Below are 18,412 nucleotides of genomic sequence, written 5' to 3'. Positions count from 1 at the left end.
TTTTATTATTAATAAATACTTTTTACTTCTGTTTGTTTATTAATAGAATTTAATTTACTTTGTAATTTATTAATTTTATTTTGTTTTTTTAGTTCTTTTTTATTAGGGTCTGTTAAAGATTTACCAAATGCAACTAATGCTTTTCCAAATTTAATTAAAACATAACCCCCATTAATACATAAATTAGCAACTATAATAATTGTTGTAGTATCCATATTAATCACCACCTTTCTAAAATATTTGATTAATTTTTAATACAATTTTTACAATAATAAATATAATTAAACCAGCAACAGCATAAGATAATAAAACTCCAATTAAACCTAAAATAATTTTTATAATTTTAAAAAACATAATATTATTCCTGTAATTCTTCTAATTTTTTAAAAATATAATCTCTACCCATACCCCACATTATTCTATTATTATAAATATTAATTTCAGTTTGTTGGTTATTGTTATTATTTGCTATTCATAAACTACTTTTTACAACGCTTGTATCTAATTGATAATAAAAATTAATTATTTGTCAACTATAATTTTTATTATTTTCTTTACTTGTATAATCACCATAACTTATATATATTCTATAATGTGTTTTATCTTTAAATATATATTTTATAAAATTTTGATTATTATTATTTTTATCTGTTATAACTTCTCCTACTTCTTTTCAATTTGAACCACTTGGACTTGGTTTTGGTGGAATATCTTTTAATTCAATATTAAAGGCATCTTTTTCTAGTAATTTTATATTTAAAGTTTTAGAAATAATATTTAAAGGTAAAATATTAACTTTAATAGTATTTTGTAATTCTTCTAACGAAAATATATTTCCATATTTTTCATTAGCACCTTCTATAATTAATTTAAAATTATTTGCATTTACTACAACTAAATATAAATTTGCTTCAATTCCATCAATTTCTCCTTGTGTAAGAAAAATTTTATCACCAGCATTACCACCTAAATATTTACCAGTTTTAAATTCTACTATAATTCTTGTATTTACTTGATTAAATGGTGGTTTTTCTCAAGTTATAAGTACCCTATAAAGTTTATCAAATCAAAGTTTAAAATTACTATATTCACGATTATTTATACTTTCACCTATTATTTTTCAATTTTCTTTATCTTGTTTTTTATCAATATTTGATTTATTTTCATTAATAGCACCAGCAACTGTTTTATTAGTAGTTTCTAAATTAGGAATTTCAGTACCAATAGTATTAATAGAAAAAGCATATTTAAATTGGTTTTTATCCATTTTATCTTCTAATTTTTTATTTACTTCTTCTTTTTTATAATAATCTGATAAATCTGAAGTTCCACCAATAGCACTAATTTTATTATTTTCATCAATAGTTATATTAGTACCAGCAATTAATTTATTTTGTTTTTTATCTAATAAATCATCTACATATTGTTTAGTTGTAGCATCACTTAAAAATGTAGGTGTACCAACATCAATAATTCTTTTACCATTAACATCAATACCTTTAAAATCTTTTGGCTTTATAAAATTAGGATTATCTTTATTAACTTCTCATAATGAATCAATATTACTATCAACATGAATTTTTAATTTAGGTATAGTATCACTAACATCATCTATTTTTATGCCAATTCCAGCAATTATTCCTTGTTTTTGTAAAAATGTTTTATTAGCAGAATCTCAAGTAATAACTCTTGTATCACTTTCATCAAATATACTAGGTGTATTAAAATTATCTGTATTACATGAAATCGAATTATTAATTGCTTTTCTTGGAGTATGTAAATTTGCTTGTTGTAATAAATTATATACTTCCATTAAAACATAATCTGGTTCACTTGGAGGACTAATACTACTTGATAAACCATTACCACTAATAGAAACTGAACTTCTTATAAATGCCATTCCATCAGTTAAATAATATATAGTCATTCTTGCTGTTGCTCTTTTAACTAATTGTTGTTGAGTTTCATTAAGATTTTTAAATCCTATGACTTCAATTTGATTACCAGTAATAGTATTAATGCGTTCACTTGATATAGCAATAGCCATAATAGTAAAATCAGTTTTAGTATTATCAGTAGTAGTTTGGTCTGCATCTGGTATAAAACCATATATAGTTTTTAAATCATCTTTTGTAATATAATTTAAATTTACATTTCAATCAATATTATTTTTGTTTTCCATAATTTTTAAACCTTTCATATCCATTTACTGCTTGTGATTTATTAACTACACCAATAACTGATTTATATTTCTTTTGTTGAATTACTTTTTTACCTATATTTTTAGAATTTCTACGTGCTAAGTATTCTTTATCTTCTTTATCTAATCCACCATGATAATACTGTCTTATAAGTACTGAATTAGCACCAGTACCGTAAGCACCAGTTGCTTTACACATATCAATTCACATTTCTTTTGATATCATAAAATAATCATATGATTTACTTAAATTAGTTCTATATGTTAATGTAGCAATACCATAAGTACTAGATTGTTGTTGTACTACTGGAGTTCATATACCACCTGCTAATGCACTACTAGAAAGATTTACATAAACTCCAATCATAGAATCATAATCTTGTTCAGTTAAAGAATTCATTATTATTTCTTTACCTTTATCCATTAATGATTTACCATTTAAATATTGTTTTTGAATATGTTGTAATTTAGCAATATTATTATTAGTAATATGTGTCATTATTTTTTTATGAATTACTGGTAAATTTGTTAATTTTTGTAAAACTTGTTGAAATTCAGATAATTCTTTTTGTGATTTACCTTGACCTAATACTTTTGACATTAATTGATTTTTTAATATTCCTGCTGGATTTTTTAAAAAACTATTAAATAATGAATTATTTTTTTTAAATTTTTCAATTAATTCAGCAGTTTGTATATCACTAACAGCAGTTTCTAATATCATTCTTAATAATAATATAATAGGCATTTAAATTACTTCTTTTTTGTAAAAGTTACTTGTAAAGAACCATCATATAAAGTTTTACCTTCAACATTAGCACTTGTTGCTGTTAAATTTGAAAAATTAGCATTACCTTTTCGATAATTAGGATTTTTAGCAATAACTGCTTTTTCTACTTCATCTGCTGTTGGAGTATCACCAGCCATAGTAATAGCACCTAAATTAGTAAATTCAATTGCTGTAGCAATATCTATACTTGAAGTAACTGTAAATCCTTTAACTAAATCTGGTCTTAATGCTTTACCTTCTGAAACTAAAAACTTATGAAAATTCTTAACATTACCATTACTTTGTAAAACAAAAGTATTATCTTGTCCTCTATTAAATGGAAATGCTAATGCTTCTTTATGTATTAATACAGCATCACATCCTAAAAAATTAAATGATTCTTGTTTATCAATAACTCCAGCAGGATAATTTCTTCCTAATCATGGACATTCTATAATTTTAATTCCACCAATTTCTACAATTTTACCATCTTTTAATGCTTGACTTGCACTATCACTACCTAATGTAGTTGTTGATAATAATACTAATGGTTTAAAGAAACTAGATACTCATAATACATAATCTTCTTCATCTGTACCAATATATTCATCATTAATACGTGCTTTTAATGTTGCTAATGTATTTGATATTTTTAATCATAAAAGCATACGATAATCATCTATTTTTGGATTACTTGGTAATGCAATATTAATAATGCCATTATCTTTGGCTGTTTTAACTGCTAATGATAATAATTTAGCAACTAAATATATTTCTACTGATTTTGCTTTTGCATCAATTCAACTTGATGCTAAACTATCTGATACAAGAACATTACCATCTTCATATTTTGCACCTAATAATTTTAAATCTAATGTTTCTTCTTCAAAATTAATTTCTTTTTTCTTATTTAACAAAATTTGTATTGAATCAGATGCAGTATTATTATTTGCTCCAGCACCAGCAGTATAATCTTCAGTAATATTTCTTTTAGTAATATTATAAATAGCAGTACCAGCATCTAATTGTTCTCTATTTTCTACTGTAGCATTAATTAATGCAACTCTTTTTGATAATAAAACTTTTAAATTTTTAATATATTTTACTGATAAATCTAATTTACCAGTTGGATTACTTGGGTCATTAATTGTTGTTGATTGTGTTGTAATAATTGCCATTTTTATTCTCCTTTTATATTAGCCTAATAGTCAATCTTTAACTAATTGTGGCATTTCATTTATTAATGTTTTATAATCATTAACCGCATTTTCTAATGTGTTAATATCAGTAAATTTAAAACAATTATCAATATGTAATTCAAAATCCCTATCAATTCTGATATCTTGTTTTCTATATTTTTCATTAAATTCAATTTTTGTCATATTTTTAACCTACCATTCCTATTTTTCTAGTATCTACTTCATCTTCTTTTTCTTCTTTAAATTTATCTTTTATATCTAAAGAATTACTAATATTTGTATCTTTATTTTTATTAAATAAATGTGGAAAATCTTTATTTAAATTTGATAATTCTTCATCTATATCTTCTTTATCTCCAAGATATCTTTTTAATAAATTAATATTTTCTTGTGATAAATCATATTTTTTATAACTTTCTGAATGTCTAATTTCTCTATCTTTATCAGTTTTTTCTTTATATAAAGCATTATATTTTTCTTCTAATTCTTTATATTTATCTTCTAAAGTTGGTTCTTTAACTTCTTCAGTTTCTGGTTCTTTTTTCTCTTCAGATTCAGATTCTTTTTCAGTATTTTCTTCTGATTTTACTTCTTCTTTAGTTTCTTCTTGTTCATCTTTTTCTTTTTCTTCCATAGTATTACCTTCTTTCATTTCATTTTCATTTAACATAATTACCACCACCTTTCTAAGTTGAACTTTTTGGATTAATTACCAATGACGTAGTTTGAAGATTTCAATCTGCTTTTGCTACAAATGTGCTTCCAAGATAACTTCAACTTGTAAGAGTCGAAATAAATTGATATCTTAGTACTATATATTTATTAAAACTAATATAAGCAACTATTTTAAATCAAACACTTCCTAATGAATCTATACCAGTTGTAGTTGGTAAATCATTAGTTCATAATAAATCATTAATATAAGTATTAGAAATACTATCATTAGGAGTTAAAGTTGCTATTTGTTTATTTTTACCTTCATTAATACTATTATTTATATTAAATGTTCAATTATTTGTAGCATCATTATGGTTTCCAGAATTATTACTATAATTAATATTATTTGATTCAAATTGAGGATTTTTTTCATTAATATCTTTTAAATCACTTAAATTAATTTTTATAGGTGAAAATCATGATTTTTTATTACCAGTTGTTGATGTTCCTTTCAATGGAAATGAACCACTCATATTAAAATTAAAATTAAATGTCATACTTTCATAATCTTCTTTAAATTTATCAAAACTATCATAACCATAATCTTTAAATGAAAATAATATTGCTTTACCATAACCACTTAATTCTTCATTTACATAAGGTCTCATTTGATAACTATTATTTTCTGGTGTAGTACTAATAATACTATTTCTAATTCCATATTGATTTTGATTACTTAAATCAATAAATATAGGGTGCGCTCTTTCTATTAATGGTGGAGGTTGAATTGCTTGAGGATAATTAAATGGTTGGTCAAATTTAAAAGTATTATTTGCTAAAATAAATGTATTTTGAATTAATCTACTATTATTACTTGCTTTACCAACTGTTTGATAAGTACCACTTCAAATACTAAAATTATCATTAACAGCACCATTTCTATTATCTGGCATTGAATAAAATGTTATTTTAAAATTACTTTTACCTAAAACTTTAATATCAATCATATCAATTGCTCATTTTACTATATTAGTATTAGTAAAATCTGGTGCTTTTAATAAACTATTAACATCATTATCATCTGGTAATAAAAATATTTTTGAATTATCTGTTGTGTCTATTTGACCTAAATTTTCAGTAGTTTTATTATAACCATTTGTAACAGTATTATTATTAATATCAAATCTTGCCATTCCTAGACTATCAGTTAAATTAAATGTAAATGATGTCATATGACTTGCTGTTCCAGCAACTGCTTGTATAGCATCTGGAGTATCATTTCTAAATACATCTAATGGAATTAATGCTGGATTAGTACTTTGTGAACTATATAATAATGTTGTATAAAAATTATATAATTCAGCAGATATTAAGCCATTTATATAATTAAATTGTGGAATTAACAAGTTACTACTTAACTTTGCTCCAATATCTAAACCACCAACAAAGAAATTCATAAACGAACCAAATACTGGAATAGTATTAAGATTAATTTTAATAGTTTCTCTAACTGTTAATGGTATTTCACTAATAGGATTATAAATAAAATAATGTAATGCATTTATAGTATTTAATTGCTTAAATTTATTATTATTCATATTATAATGAGTATTACCAATAAATTTTTTATTATTTTTATTATAATATTGAAAATATGGATTACCAGCAGTTGCATAATTATAATCTTCAATTTCAGCACCATTTAAAAAATTATTATCTCAATAATTAACTAATCTATTTGATACATCAACTTTATTAGTATTTTTAGTTTTTTCAACATTAGTTCTTAAATGACCTTCATAATGCTTAGTTGCACCATCATCATAATTTGGTGCAATTACTTTTTGTCAATCTTGATAACTATCCATTGTACTTTCACCACGTACAGTTAAAACATAATTAGTTTCTGGTAATGCTTGAAAACTTACTGGGTCATAAGTTGAACATTGATATTGTCATGGAAATAATAATTTACTTGGATATTGTCTATATTTATGTTGTTTAGTATTAATAGAATTATTATCAATATCTCTACCTCATAATGCTATTGAAATAGGCTTAACTGAACCATAAAAAGATATTTGACAATGAGTAACTGGTAATGGAGTTAAATAATTTGAATCTAAAATAATATTATTATTTTCATCTAATGCTGGTAATGCTACTGGGTCAGCAGGTGCACCTAATTGTACATATTGATTAATTGCTAATCCACTATGTGCTAATTTATCATTTAATGAACTAAAAGTACATTGAATATATGCTAATTCTTTATTTTCATTATTATAAGTTTTACTAGCAACTTCTAATATATATCATTGTCTATCAACTTTAATTGATTTATCAGTATTTATAACTTTATTAATTTCTGGAATCATATATAATTTATATAAATTTGAAACAATATTATTAATAAAATTAAAATTCTTTTTTTCATTTGGAATATTAATAACTACATTTTTAATTGCTTGTTCTTGAATAAAAGCATTATTTGCTGGAGTTGCTGAATAAGTAATACCTAATTGGTCACTTACAATATTTCCATAAAATACATCACCAACTTGTAATTGTTTATATGCTTCATCTGGATTATCTTTATTTTGAATACGATAATAAGAATGGTCTCATACTGCTTGTATTGCTTCTCTTCCAGTAAAGATTTTACTAAATGAAGTATAATCATTAGGAATTGAAGTTGGTGGTTTATAACCAGTTTCTGTTGAATTTATAGCACCTAAAATAATAGTAAAAGGACATACACGAAATTGTAAATCTTTATTTTGTGTAAAATCTTTTTCAATTTCACCAGTTGATTTTCAAACTGTTTTAATTAATTGATGATTTATTTTCGGTATCATTTTTAGTTTCTCCTAAAAAAGTATTATTAAATTCAATTTCTTCTTTTTGATATTTTCTATTTTCATTAATAATCTGTTCTGCTTCTTCTTCACTAACACCATATCTTTTAACAATAATTCTTTTAATATTAGTAATTCCTAATCTTAATTCTGCTTCATCAATTTCAAGTGATTTTAATCTATCTGTAATAGTATTTTCCTTAATTTCAAATGTTCATTTAGATTTATCACCATCTAATCCCATTAATATAAAACATCTTTGAAATATTTCATTTCAATCACTTTGATTTAAAGTTCTTTTAATTCTTGTAGTTTCCATATCTCTTGAATTAGTAATTAATACTTCTGCTTCAGTTTTTTGACTTGTAGTATCATTTACTGGACTATATCCACTACCTTCAAATGCTTTATCAATAATAAATTGTATAAATTCTGCATATTTATCTAATATTGGACTACCTTGTAAAATAGCAATTGGTGGTGTTCCACTAGTACTTCCTAAACTTCTTAAATTTGCTTGTAAAATAAATTTACCTATTAATTTTTTTAAATCAAAAGCAGTTTTAGATTGATTTATTTCTTGTTCAGTAATATCTAAAAATACACGAGTAACATTATATTCAAGTTCATGTTCAATTGATTCAAATGTTTTATTTAATAATTTTTGTAATCTTTTAATTGGAGTCATATCTGGATAATAATCACCAATAACTCCACCAAAGAAATTCTTTTTAGGTAAATTTTGCATAAATTTAACTGGAATAATACCTAAATTATGATTTTCTATTAATGGTAATTGTAAATCTTTACTTATCTTTTCTTGTAATCCATCTAAAGTAATAAAATCACTAGTAAAATATCTAATTATTTGATTTGGAGTATATGTTGTTTTAACATAAATACTTTGGTCATCATATTGTAATCTTGACCAAGTACTAGCACCTTGTTCAGTATCTAATACTCTTGCAACTCTTGATTGAGCATATGGTTGAGCAAAATTTAATGATATTCTACCAGTTTTACTTTTATCAATTTGAACAATACTATAACCATAACCAGATTTAATATGACAATCTTGATAAAATAATGAATCTAAATTATTTCATTCTTTTAATTTTTCAATTGCTCTTTTATAATCATCATCTTCACTTGTTAAAGTATAACCATTACCCCATAATAATTTACTTGCATGATTTGCTATAATTTCTTGAAGATTTATCATACATCACTTAGGAGTTAATATTTCAGTATTATGATTATTCATATGTTACTTCCTTTCAAAATAAGGATTTATATTTGCACTTAAATTTCTCATATATGGTTCTATAGCATAATCAAATGCATCTCTTAAATGGTCATTACCCGCTAATGGTATTTGTTTAATACTTTTAGGGTCTCATACAGCCAATCTAAATTCATCTAATAATGCTTGTGCATTCATACTAATATTTAAGCGTTCTGATGCCATTAAAGCCACATTCTTACCTATTCTAAACTCAAGTCTTAATTTCACACAATCTTTAAAATATAATCATGAATTAACTTGATATTTAATTGCTGTATCATTTAACATTTCAATAAATGTATAATTACTAAAATCACAATATACAGTTAAACCATATTCATATAACAAATTATTTTCTTTTGCTAATTTAATATAAAATTCAACTACTAATCTTGCTAATTGTTTATTATCATAACGAATTAATTTATTTTCTATTTTTAAACAATCAATAACATTAACAAATTTAAAATTATAATCAAAACCTATTAATAAACATGCTAAAGCATCATCTTTAAAACCATAATCTAATCCAGCACTAAATCTATAACTTGGTTGTAATAATCTACTAATCTTATGAATAAGATGTGAATATATTCCACCAGATTCATAACCTACTAAACCATGACTTCTTACTCTTGCAGATATTGGGTCTAGAACTTCTATTTCTAATAATTGTTGTTTATCACTATCTTTTAAGTAACTATTAAGTTTTCAATTTTGATAATGATAAATAGTATTATCAATAATAGTAAATTGTTCATATTCATTAATTATTTGCTTTTCATTTTGTGGACAAGCATTTATAGTTTTTTTAATAAATTCATTAAGAATTGACCAAGGATTACAGCTCTCTATTTCTAATAATTGATTTGCACCACGAATAGCATCTTTTAAATCTTGATAATCATTTTCGGTAATTTCATATCTTTCATCACTTCATATAATTACATAATCATATAAATAATTACTTGCTAATCCAGTTAATTTAACATTACTATTATCTTGTGCATGTAAATATTTACAAGTTATTTTACTACCATTAAATTCAATAGTTTTTTTAGTTTCGCTAATAATAAAATTAATACTAGGATATGTTGCTCTAATAATTTGTTTTAATTCTTGTCAACTATCATTTAATTGCTTTGACATATTACGAATTAAATAAGCATGAATATTAATATTATCTAACATTAATAAAATACCTAAGAATTCAATATCACTAAATGTTTTACCAGATTTTCGTGAACCTAATTGTTTAATTTTAGTAATATTTAAAGGTTGTTTTAAATACATTCTTTTAGCAATATCTAATAAATAACCAAAATTACTTAACATTTATTCTTACCTTTATTTTCTAAACTAATTGCTATAGGGGCTGTATTATCACTACTTTTTATATCAATTTTTGTAGATAAATGATATTCTTTCACAAATGCTCTTTCTAAATATCATGCAGTATTATTTGCATTTGCTTTTAAATATCTTTGCGTATTAATATGGCGTATTTGTAAATATGCTCAATTAATTTGTTGTAAAAAAGTATTTCTCTTTTTTTGTTTTCAACTATAAAGAGTATTTTCTGTAATATCTAAATAAACTAACATACCAATTTTAGTTGGTACTTCATCAAACTCTTTACAATGAATAAAATATTCTTCTAATTTTTCTCTTAATGCTTTTGCATCATTAAAAATTGTTCTTATTTTTATTTTTTCTTCTTGCACATAAAAATCTCCTTTCATATGCTTTAAAAACACAAAAATTTATGATATAATTAATATAATCTTTAAGTTAAGTTTCTCCGCAATAACTTATTAACTTTATTAATTACTTCATATATTCTTTTATTTAATTTTTATAATATAATTATAACAAAAAATAGCATTATACTGCTATTTTTTTCTTTTTTCTTTTTTTAAATTTAAAAAATTTTTTAATTTTATTTCCTAAACTTTTTCAAAATTTATATTCGGGATTTTGTGATTTATATATAATCATACATCCTATAAAAGTCCCAATAATATTTAAAGAGATAGTTAAAAATAATACTCCAAAAACTTTATTTTTTTCACATAGATTTCAACCATATAAACCTATAAATCCTAAGATACTAAATATAAATATTCCTAGTAATATTCATCATGCAATATATTCCACTTATATTATTTTCCTTTTCTATTTACTTTTTTCTTTATTTTACATTATTTTATTAAAAAAGAAAAGATAACTAATAAAAGTTATCTTTAAACGTTGCAATAGATTTGCTAGTTATTTCAATCGTTCTTTATTATTATACTTTAAAACAAAACTTTTTTCAACAATAATTTAGTAAATTTGTTAGAATGACCGTGAAATATATAAATAAAAAAAGGAGTGAAAAAATGTTTAATTATAAAAATAATCTTGAATATGAAATTAATAGAATTATAACAAATCATGTTAATAAAATCCATGCTTTTGATGAATATTTTTTTCAAAATAGAGATAAAGATAGATATAAAGTTGCTAAAAAATGTAATCGTAGTATTATTTTTGAATTTGGTAAAATGATTTTTAATCAAAGAGTTTATTGAGATAAATTAAAGAAAGAATATTATTATCCAGTTTATGAAGAGTTTAATATTGAAAAAAGAGCAAAAATTATTAGTTGATTAAGAGAAGAAATAATATCATATATTGGAAGAAAGAAACATTATCAAGATATACAAGATATTTTAAAATATACTTATGTTTCAAAAGTAACAATTAGTAAAATTCATAAAAATGCAAAAGTTCAAGAAAAATTACCAGAACAAAAATTTAAAGTTAAAAATAGTGAATTTATTTATATTAATGCTGATGATTGTTATGTTCCAGTTTGAAATAAAAATCATAAAAGAGAAATGCAAAAAATTCGTAGTATTAGTTACAATACTGGTAAAAAACAAATAGGTAAAAATAGAAATAAGTTATCAAATAAAATTTATACTTTTATGGGTGATTATAAATATAGTCCTAAAGAAGATTATTTACAAGCAAATCCAACAGTTGATTTTACTTGAAATGGATTAAAAAAATATTATGAATTTGAAAATGCTAAATTAGTAGTTTCTGGAGATGGTGCTGGATGAATATATAATTTAGCAAAATATTTAGGGGCATATTATGTATTAGATAAATATCATGCTTTTTATTATTTATGAACTGCATATAAACCTGATAAAAGAAAAAATAAAGTTAATCCAGAAAATTTAAAAAACTTTTTAAAGTCTTGAAAATATTTTTGTAATGGTCAATATGATAAATTAATAGCATTTTTAATTGAAACTAAAGTAAATAAAGGGACGAATTAATATAACGGATAGATTTTCTAACTTCAAACAATAAAACTAGCAAATCTAAATATTTGTTAATTAAATTATACCATAAATTTTTAAAAGATTAAAAAATATAATTACAAAATTACATTTAAATAATACAAAAATCCTAATCTTAAAATTAGAATTAAAAAATATTAAATTGTATTATTTTAAGCACTATTAATATAATTTCTACTATTTAAATAATTGGCTCTAGCCATTAACATATTAATTAACGTTGGATAAGCATATATTTTTGCACCTTTAGTTTGAGATTTAACTAAATGTTGAATATCACTTTCAGCACTACAACCTATATTTCAACTAGCAGGTTGATTAATAATACCTTCTTTATTATTTTCAAAAATCCTTAAAGTTTCTTTATTTAGGGCGTATTTCATTAATAGTTAGATTTGATAAAAATATAAATGAGAGATAATTCTCTCATTTTTAATTGTTGAACAATTATAATTAATTATTTTATTAAACCAGCACTTTATTAAAGTAATTAATTATTACATAACTTAATAAAAAATTATGTAGGCTATTGTGCTGGAATTAACCAATAGTAATTTTTGTGTTGCTTTTTTAAAACTTGATATTTTTTGGTTCCCTTCCCCTAGAACCCCTACCCTCCAAGGCTTTGCTACTTACAGTAGCATAAGCCTTACGTATAGTAGTAGAAGTATTTAGTTACTAGTATATAAGCCTTTTATCACTGTAGGTGATAAGGCTTATACGTAGAAAGGATTCATAATGATTAATGTTAATTTAGATATTAAAAATAAAGTAAGAGAAACAACTAAAGGTATGTTATTAGAAATTGGTGAATATGAAACATGATTTCCGATTAAAGATACTACTATTAATAAAAATAATAAAAAAATAACATTAAAAATAATTGAAGATTTTAATTATAAATTAGGTAAAAAATCAATTACAAAAGATATTGAAAGTATTAAAGGTAGTGATATTTTAAAATATATAAAAAATATTTCAGATATTACTACTAATGAAAATGAATTAATATCTTGTGAATTTTATGAACAATATAATGGTTATTATATTTTTACAAATGATAAAAATCAAGAATGTTTTAAATATAACATTACATGAGAACAAGATATGAAAAGTTTTAAAATAAATAATCCATATAAAGATAATGATTTAGCAATTAATTATATAGTTACACCAATAAAAGATATAAATACTAATAATGAAAAAATATTTTATTTAAAGTATTAAAGGAAATTAATATGTTATTAAATGTTGAAAAAATAGAATTAATAAAAAATTTATGTAATGAAAAATTACTTAAAAATGAAAAATATATTGAAATACAAGAAATATTAAAAATTATAGAAAGAGAGAATTAATTATGTTGAATTTAAAAGAAGATAAAAGAATATATTTAAAATATGAAGAAATTGAAAAAATATATGGTTCATGTGATATTTGTCATAAAAATTCATCATTTGCAAATAGAACTTGTAATAAATGTTTTTATAAATTAATGAGTGATAATGATGAAATGTAATATTCATAATGAAAAATATATATGATTTTCTGAATCAGAAAATACATATTATTGTAATAAATGTATAGATGAAATGATTGAAGAAGATATGTATTTAACAAGTGATAATTGAGATTTTTTAAAAGAACATTATATTAATGAATTACAATTAGAAAATTTTAAAGGAGTGTAAAAATAATGAATAGATTAGAATTACAAAATGCAATGAAATTAATAGAAAAATTTGAAGAATTACAAGAAGAATTTAATAGTAAATATGAAGATTTATACGTTGAAATTGATAATGATGGTGATTTAAAAATTAGTAGTGATTATTTTGACTTTGAAAATGTAAATAAATTACAACAAGCAATTATTGATTATAAAAGAATTATTAAAGGTTAAAAGAAAGTAGTGAATAAAAATGGTAGCAGCTCCTAAAAAGAAACCAGAAGAATTAATGATAAAACAAATTATTGTTCATTTAAGATTTACTGAAAAAGATTATGAAACATTAAAAGAAATTTGTGAAGAAAAAAATATGAAAATTAATGGATTTATAAGGAGTTTAATTAAAAATGCAATTAAACAATCAAAAAAATAATTTAATTTTTAAAAAAGAAACACATCAATATTTTATTCAAAATAAAGAATTAATATCAGTAAGTAAAATACTTGATTATTATTTAGGTAATTCATATTGTAAATGTAATAAATGTAAATATTGTTTTAATATAAATAATGCAAGAATTCGTGGTAATTGTGTTCATAAAGTAGCAGAATTATATTTTAAAAATATAACTATTAAAAATATAAATAATCAAATTAAAAATATTATTAAAGAATTATTTCCCGAAAATTATTTAAATTATTGTTATACATTATTAGAATATTTACCAATTAAATTTATTAATAATAATGAATATATTAGTGAAAAAATATTTAATTATGATATTGTTGCTGGAACACCAGATTTAATTTATAAAGAAAATAATTTAAATATAATAGTAGATTTTAAAACTTATAAAGTTTTTACTAAAGAATTATTAGAAAAATCAAAATTACAAATAATAGCATATTATTGATTATTAAAAAATAATAATTATGAATTATCAAATATTCATTTTATATGTTGAGTTAAAGAAAATGAAATTGAATTAATAAAAGTTGAAATAACAAATGAATTATTAATTGAATGAGAAAAAGCAATTTGAACATGAAAGGAATTAAAATAAAATGGCAAATGAATTATTAGTGAAAAATATTAATAATGGTAATGTAGAAAAATTTATTAGACAAAAAGGTATTATTAATAATTTAGAAATTCAAAAATTTAAAAGTAATGTATTAGCAATTTCAAATCAATATGGTTTAGATAAAGCATATCCAGATACTATTATTAATAGTTGTTATCAAGCAGTATTATTAAATTTACCTTTAGAAAAGAATTTTGGTTATTGTTATATTGTACCTTATTGAGATAGTAATACAAAAGTAAATAATGCTCAATTTCAAATGGGATATAAAGGTTATATTCAATTAGCATTACGTAGTCAACAATATAAAGAAATTAATGTAAGTGATGTTAGATTAACAGAAATTAAAAAAGTAGATAGACTTAAGGGAATTGAATTTAATTGAATACAAGATGATTTAGAAAGATTGAAACAACCTATTATTGGTTATGTAGCATATTTTCAATTAGTAAATGGTTTTGAAAAAATTTTATATATGTCAAAAGAACAAATTGAAAAACATTTTTTAAAATATTCAAAAACTTATGCAAAAAATAAAGAATTTGTTGTTAGTGATTTTGATAGTATGGCATTAAAAACTGTATTAACTCAATTATTAAGAAAATGGGGAATTATGAGTACTGAAATGCAAATTGCATATGAAAATGACCAAGCAATTATTACTGAAACAGAAAAAATATATATTGATAATCCAAATACTAATAATGTAATTGAAAATAATACAAATTTTCAACAATTAGAAGCAAATATAAATAAATTAGATAATTTGGTATTTAAAAATGAATAAATGTAGAACATGTAATAAAAGAATTTGATTAAGTAAAAATTGATGTATTAAATGTTTAGAAATATTAGTTATGAATTTAAATAAAAATAAGGAGAAATAATAATGAATAATTATTTACTTTCAATTGACCCAAGTATTAAAAATACAGGATTTACTTTATGAGAAAAATTTAAGCATTATTGTGATAAAGAAGAATGTTTAAAAATATATTATTGAAAACCAATATGAATAAGTAGTTATAGTTTTAATAATAAAAAATTAGATTTTATTGATTTTCAAAATGAGATATTTTTTCATAGAACAAGAAATGAAGATATAAATTTAATTATTGAACGTGGTACTTTTCATAGTAAAAATGGAATTGGTTATGAAACTCAAGAACATTTAAGAGGTTTTATTGCTGGACAATTTAATAAATTATTAACAAAAGATATGTTAATTAGTCCAAGTGAATGAAAGAAATGATATGTAAAAAATGATAAATATTGTTCTGCTATTACATTTGTAAATGGTATAAATTATAAATGAGATAAAAATATTTCTTTGTTTATGTGTGAAAATTTAATAAAAGAAAATAATTGAAATATAAAAATATCAAATCATGATGAAGCTGATAGTTTATTAATTGGTTGATATTATTTAAATAAGGACAATAAAATGCAAAACGAAAAATACAAAGGACGAAAAAGCCCATTTAATTTCGAAATATTTATAGAAGAAAACAACAAGGAGAATAAAAAATGATTATAGTAACTGGATGACAATGTGATTATTATGAAAATAATATAAGATGTGAAGAATATAGTAAAATTAAACCACATAAAGATTTTAATAATAATAGAGTTTATTGTGAAAATCATTGAAAAATAGTTAATAAAATAAATCAAGAGAGAAAAGAATTTGCTATAAAACAATATAAACAAAAATTAATTGATTATTTAAATTTATGTATTGATATGGATAATAAAAGATTAATAACTAAACTTTATAATGAAAATCATATAAATGGTTCAATAGAACAAACAAATGTTATTTTACAATTAATAAAGAATGGAGTATTTGATTAATGAAAATATTTGCTATTTTATTAAGAATTATACTTGTACCAATATTTTTAATTTTAATAATTATTCCTGCAATAATAATTGGAATATTAAAATTTATATGAACTGGTAATTCTGAATTTACAATAAAATTAGAAAAAATTAAGGAGTAAATAATGCAAAAACAAAAACAAGAAAAAGTATTACTTAAATGTATTGTTAAAAATTGTAATAGTAAAGTATTAGTTACTTTAAAAACTGTAAATTTAGAAGATAGTGTAATTCAATTTTTTAATATGTGTTATTTTCATAAAAAACAATTTAAAAATAAAGTTAAAGAAATAAAAAATAAGGAGTAAATAATGAATTTATGAGACTTTTTAAAATATAGTGATAAATATAATGTTTTTAAAATATATACAAGAAATACAGAAATATATTTTTCATGAAATGGTGGAAGTAGTGAATTAGATGATGACCGTACTTTATTAGGTTATGAATTAGCTGATTGAAAAGTTTTATCATATAAACAATATCCAAATGAAATTAGAGTATTTATTAAATTAGATAATCAAGAAATGTGTTCATATAATCATTTTCCAAAAACAAAAGAAGAAAGGTTAAATTATGAATAAAGAAAAATTAATTGAAGAACTTAAATATGAAATGGAAAGATTAAATTTTATATATGAAAAAATTAGAAAGGATAAATTTGATAATGAATAATTAGTTAAATTATCTATATTTAATATAGAAAATATGATATAATTAATATGAAATTTCAATTTAAAATACTATTAAAGTCAGATTCTAGTCAGGTAAATACTACTGGAAATAAAGTTGCTGGTGTGTTCTTAGAGAGCAGGCAAGCTGATTTAAAGTAAAGGGTTTATCATTTTCCCTTGCTAAGACAAAATAAATGACGACTAGGAGCTTTAATAAAGCAGTCTTATTTATTAATTGCAACAGATAGTCATTAGAACCTTTAATTAGGTTCTTTTAGTTTTTATAAAAAAAGTTACCAATTAAGGTAACTTTTTAATTAGGTTCCAACCTAATAATATAACTAATATAACAGTGAAATTATATACTTATCTTTCTCTATAACCCTTGATAAGTATTACAATTAATTATACATTAATATTTAAGATTGTGGGGAAATATTATTTTGTTTAGGTTTTCTTTTAAATTTAAAAATAGATTTTAATTTTGGAAATCTTTTAATTAATTTTAAAATTATTGGAATAAAATAAAAATATAATAACTCAATACATCCAAAAATAATAAATATATAATAAACACTTTTTATATTTAAATTATTAGCAAAAAAATAAAAAAGTAAAGGACATATAAATAAAAAAGTTAAGGCGGTATATATATATATATATATAATTTTTAAAATTTTTATTATCACAAAAACGAATAAATAATTTGTATGGTACAAACATTAGAAATAAAAATGTCAAAGACATGGCAATTGAAATTGTGTAAGGAGAATTTATAA

The 18,412-nt window shown here is 21.6% G+C and carries 24 protein-coding genes; 12 read left to right on the top strand and 12 right to left on the bottom strand.

The window, feature by feature from the left end:
• Positions 1 to 8 precede the first annotated feature (8 nt).
• The 11 genes from AACL24_RS13245 to AACL24_RS13195 form a co-directional block, all read right to left on the bottom strand.
• Positions 9 to 215, bottom strand: coding sequence for a hypothetical protein (locus tag AACL24_RS13245; RefSeq protein ID WP_339047284.1), 207 nt, complete (start codon positions 213 to 215; stop codon positions 9 to 11).
• 143 nt (positions 216 to 358) lie between these two features.
• A complete protein-coding gene (locus AACL24_RS13240) occupies positions 359 to 2,182 on the bottom strand; it encodes a hypothetical protein (protein WP_339047282.1) in 1,824 nt (607 codons plus the stop codon).
• Positions 2,166 to 2,948: a hypothetical protein gene (locus AACL24_RS13235; protein ID WP_339047279.1), complete on the bottom strand. Its 783-nt coding sequence runs from the start codon at positions 2,946 to 2,948 to the stop codon at positions 2,166 to 2,168. The genes AACL24_RS13240 and AACL24_RS13235 overlap by 17 nt, the downstream gene beginning before the upstream one ends.
• 5 nt (positions 2,949 to 2,953) lie before the next feature.
• Positions 2,954 to 4,147, bottom strand: a complete 1,194-nt coding sequence (locus tag AACL24_RS13230; protein ID WP_339047277.1) for a hypothetical protein — start codon at positions 4,145 to 4,147, stop codon at positions 2,954 to 2,956.
• Positions 4,148 to 4,165: 18 nt separating this feature from the next.
• The gene (locus AACL24_RS13225; RefSeq protein WP_339047275.1) at positions 4,166 to 4,351 is read right to left on the bottom strand and encodes a hypothetical protein; all 186 of its coding nucleotides are present in this window, start codon (positions 4,349 to 4,351) and stop codon (positions 4,166 to 4,168) included.
• 4 nt (positions 4,352 to 4,355) lie between these two features.
• Complete coding sequence (locus AACL24_RS13220; RefSeq protein ID WP_339047274.1) at positions 4,356 to 4,838, bottom strand: hypothetical protein; 483 nt, start codon at positions 4,836 to 4,838, stop codon at positions 4,356 to 4,358.
• A gap of 16 nt (positions 4,839 to 4,854) precedes the next feature.
• The gene (locus AACL24_RS13215; protein ID WP_339047272.1) at positions 4,855 to 7,683 is read right to left on the bottom strand and encodes a hypothetical protein; all 2,829 of its coding nucleotides are present in this window, start codon (positions 7,681 to 7,683) and stop codon (positions 4,855 to 4,857) included.
• On the bottom strand, positions 7,652 to 8,947 hold the full coding sequence (locus tag AACL24_RS13210; RefSeq protein WP_339047270.1) for a hypothetical protein: 1,296 nt from the start codon (positions 8,945 to 8,947) through the stop codon (positions 7,652 to 7,654). Before AACL24_RS13210 ends, AACL24_RS13215 begins: the two co-directional genes overlap by 32 nt.
• A 3-nt stretch (positions 8,948 to 8,950) precedes the next feature.
• Complete coding sequence (locus AACL24_RS13205; protein ID WP_339047268.1) at positions 8,951 to 10,303, bottom strand: phage terminase large subunit; 1,353 nt, start codon at positions 10,301 to 10,303, stop codon at positions 8,951 to 8,953.
• Entirely contained in the window at positions 10,297 to 10,692 is a 396-nt protein-coding gene (locus AACL24_RS13200) for a terminase small subunit (protein ID WP_339047266.1), read from the bottom strand. Before AACL24_RS13200 ends, AACL24_RS13205 begins: the two co-directional genes overlap by 7 nt.
• 160 nt (positions 10,693 to 10,852) lie before the next feature.
• Positions 10,853 to 11,125: a hypothetical protein gene (locus AACL24_RS13195; protein ID WP_339047264.1), complete on the bottom strand. Its 273-nt coding sequence runs from the start codon at positions 11,123 to 11,125 to the stop codon at positions 10,853 to 10,855.
• A gap of 224 nt (positions 11,126 to 11,349) precedes the next feature.
• Between AACL24_RS13195 and AACL24_RS13190 the strand changes: the two genes are divergently transcribed.
• Positions 11,350 to 12,300, top strand: coding sequence for an Mbov_0401 family ICE element transposase-like protein (locus AACL24_RS13190; RefSeq protein WP_339047262.1), 951 nt, complete (start codon positions 11,350 to 11,352; stop codon positions 12,298 to 12,300).
• Between the two features lie 176 nt (positions 12,301 to 12,476).
• Here the strand turns inward: AACL24_RS13190 and AACL24_RS13185 are convergent, their stop codons facing one another.
• Positions 12,477 to 12,707 (bottom strand): hypothetical protein, encoded by a 231-nt coding sequence (locus AACL24_RS13185; RefSeq protein ID WP_339047260.1) that lies wholly within the window; start codon positions 12,705 to 12,707, stop codon positions 12,477 to 12,479.
• 355 nt (positions 12,708 to 13,062) lie between these two features.
• Between AACL24_RS13185 and AACL24_RS13180 the strand changes: the two genes are divergently transcribed.
• The 11 genes from AACL24_RS13180 to AACL24_RS13130 all read left to right on the top strand — a co-directional run bounded on the left by AACL24_RS13180 (position 13,063) and on the right by AACL24_RS13130 (position 17,543).
• Positions 13,063 to 13,551 carry a hypothetical protein gene (locus tag AACL24_RS13180; protein ID WP_339047258.1) on the top strand — a complete coding sequence of 163 codons (489 nt, stop codon included), beginning with the start codon at positions 13,063 to 13,065 and terminating at the stop codon, positions 13,549 to 13,551.
• Between the two features lie 133 nt (positions 13,552 to 13,684).
• A complete protein-coding gene (locus AACL24_RS13175) occupies positions 13,685 to 13,843 on the top strand; it encodes a hypothetical protein (RefSeq protein WP_339047256.1) in 159 nt (52 codons plus the stop codon).
• A complete protein-coding gene (locus tag AACL24_RS13170) occupies positions 13,830 to 14,015 on the top strand; it encodes a hypothetical protein (protein ID WP_339047254.1) in 186 nt (61 codons plus the stop codon). Before AACL24_RS13175 ends, AACL24_RS13170 begins: the two co-directional genes overlap by 14 nt.
• 5 nt (positions 14,016 to 14,020) lie before the next feature.
• Positions 14,021 to 14,227 (top strand): hypothetical protein, encoded by a 207-nt coding sequence (locus AACL24_RS13165; RefSeq protein WP_339047252.1) that lies wholly within the window; start codon positions 14,021 to 14,023, stop codon positions 14,225 to 14,227.
• Between the two features lie 19 nt (positions 14,228 to 14,246).
• Positions 14,247 to 14,426 carry a hypothetical protein gene (locus AACL24_RS13160; RefSeq protein ID WP_339047250.1) on the top strand — a complete coding sequence of 60 codons (180 nt, stop codon included), beginning with the start codon at positions 14,247 to 14,249 and terminating at the stop codon, positions 14,424 to 14,426.
• Complete coding sequence (locus AACL24_RS13155; protein WP_339047248.1) at positions 14,401 to 15,057, top strand: PD-(D/E)XK nuclease family protein; 657 nt, start codon at positions 14,401 to 14,403, stop codon at positions 15,055 to 15,057. The genes AACL24_RS13160 and AACL24_RS13155 overlap by 26 nt, the downstream gene beginning before the upstream one ends.
• 1 nt (position 15,058) lies before the next feature.
• Positions 15,059 to 15,865, top strand: coding sequence for a recombinase RecT (locus AACL24_RS13150; RefSeq protein ID WP_339047246.1), 807 nt, complete (start codon positions 15,059 to 15,061; stop codon positions 15,863 to 15,865).
• 102 nt (positions 15,866 to 15,967) lie between these two features.
• Positions 15,968 to 16,615 (top strand): hypothetical protein, encoded by a 648-nt coding sequence (locus AACL24_RS13145; RefSeq protein ID WP_339047244.1) that lies wholly within the window; start codon positions 15,968 to 15,970, stop codon positions 16,613 to 16,615.
• Positions 16,606 to 16,932 (top strand): hypothetical protein, encoded by a 327-nt coding sequence (locus AACL24_RS13140; protein ID WP_339047242.1) that lies wholly within the window; start codon positions 16,606 to 16,608, stop codon positions 16,930 to 16,932. The genes AACL24_RS13145 and AACL24_RS13140 overlap by 10 nt, the downstream gene beginning before the upstream one ends.
• 152 nt (positions 16,933 to 17,084) lie before the next feature.
• Positions 17,085 to 17,267, top strand: a complete 183-nt coding sequence (locus tag AACL24_RS13135; RefSeq protein ID WP_339047240.1) for a hypothetical protein — start codon at positions 17,085 to 17,087, stop codon at positions 17,265 to 17,267.
• A 3-nt stretch (positions 17,268 to 17,270) separates the two neighbouring features.
• Positions 17,271 to 17,543, top strand: a complete 273-nt coding sequence (locus tag AACL24_RS13130; RefSeq protein ID WP_339047238.1) for a hypothetical protein — start codon at positions 17,271 to 17,273, stop codon at positions 17,541 to 17,543.
• Positions 17,544 to 18,412 lie beyond the last annotated feature (869 nt).

The organism is Spiroplasma endosymbiont of Colias croceus (assembly GCF_964020095.1).
Classification (GTDB): domain Bacteria; phylum Bacillota_I; class Bacilli_A; order Mycoplasmatales; family VBWQ01; genus Spiroplasma_E.
This window is presented reverse-complemented; position numbering and strand designations above follow the sequence as displayed.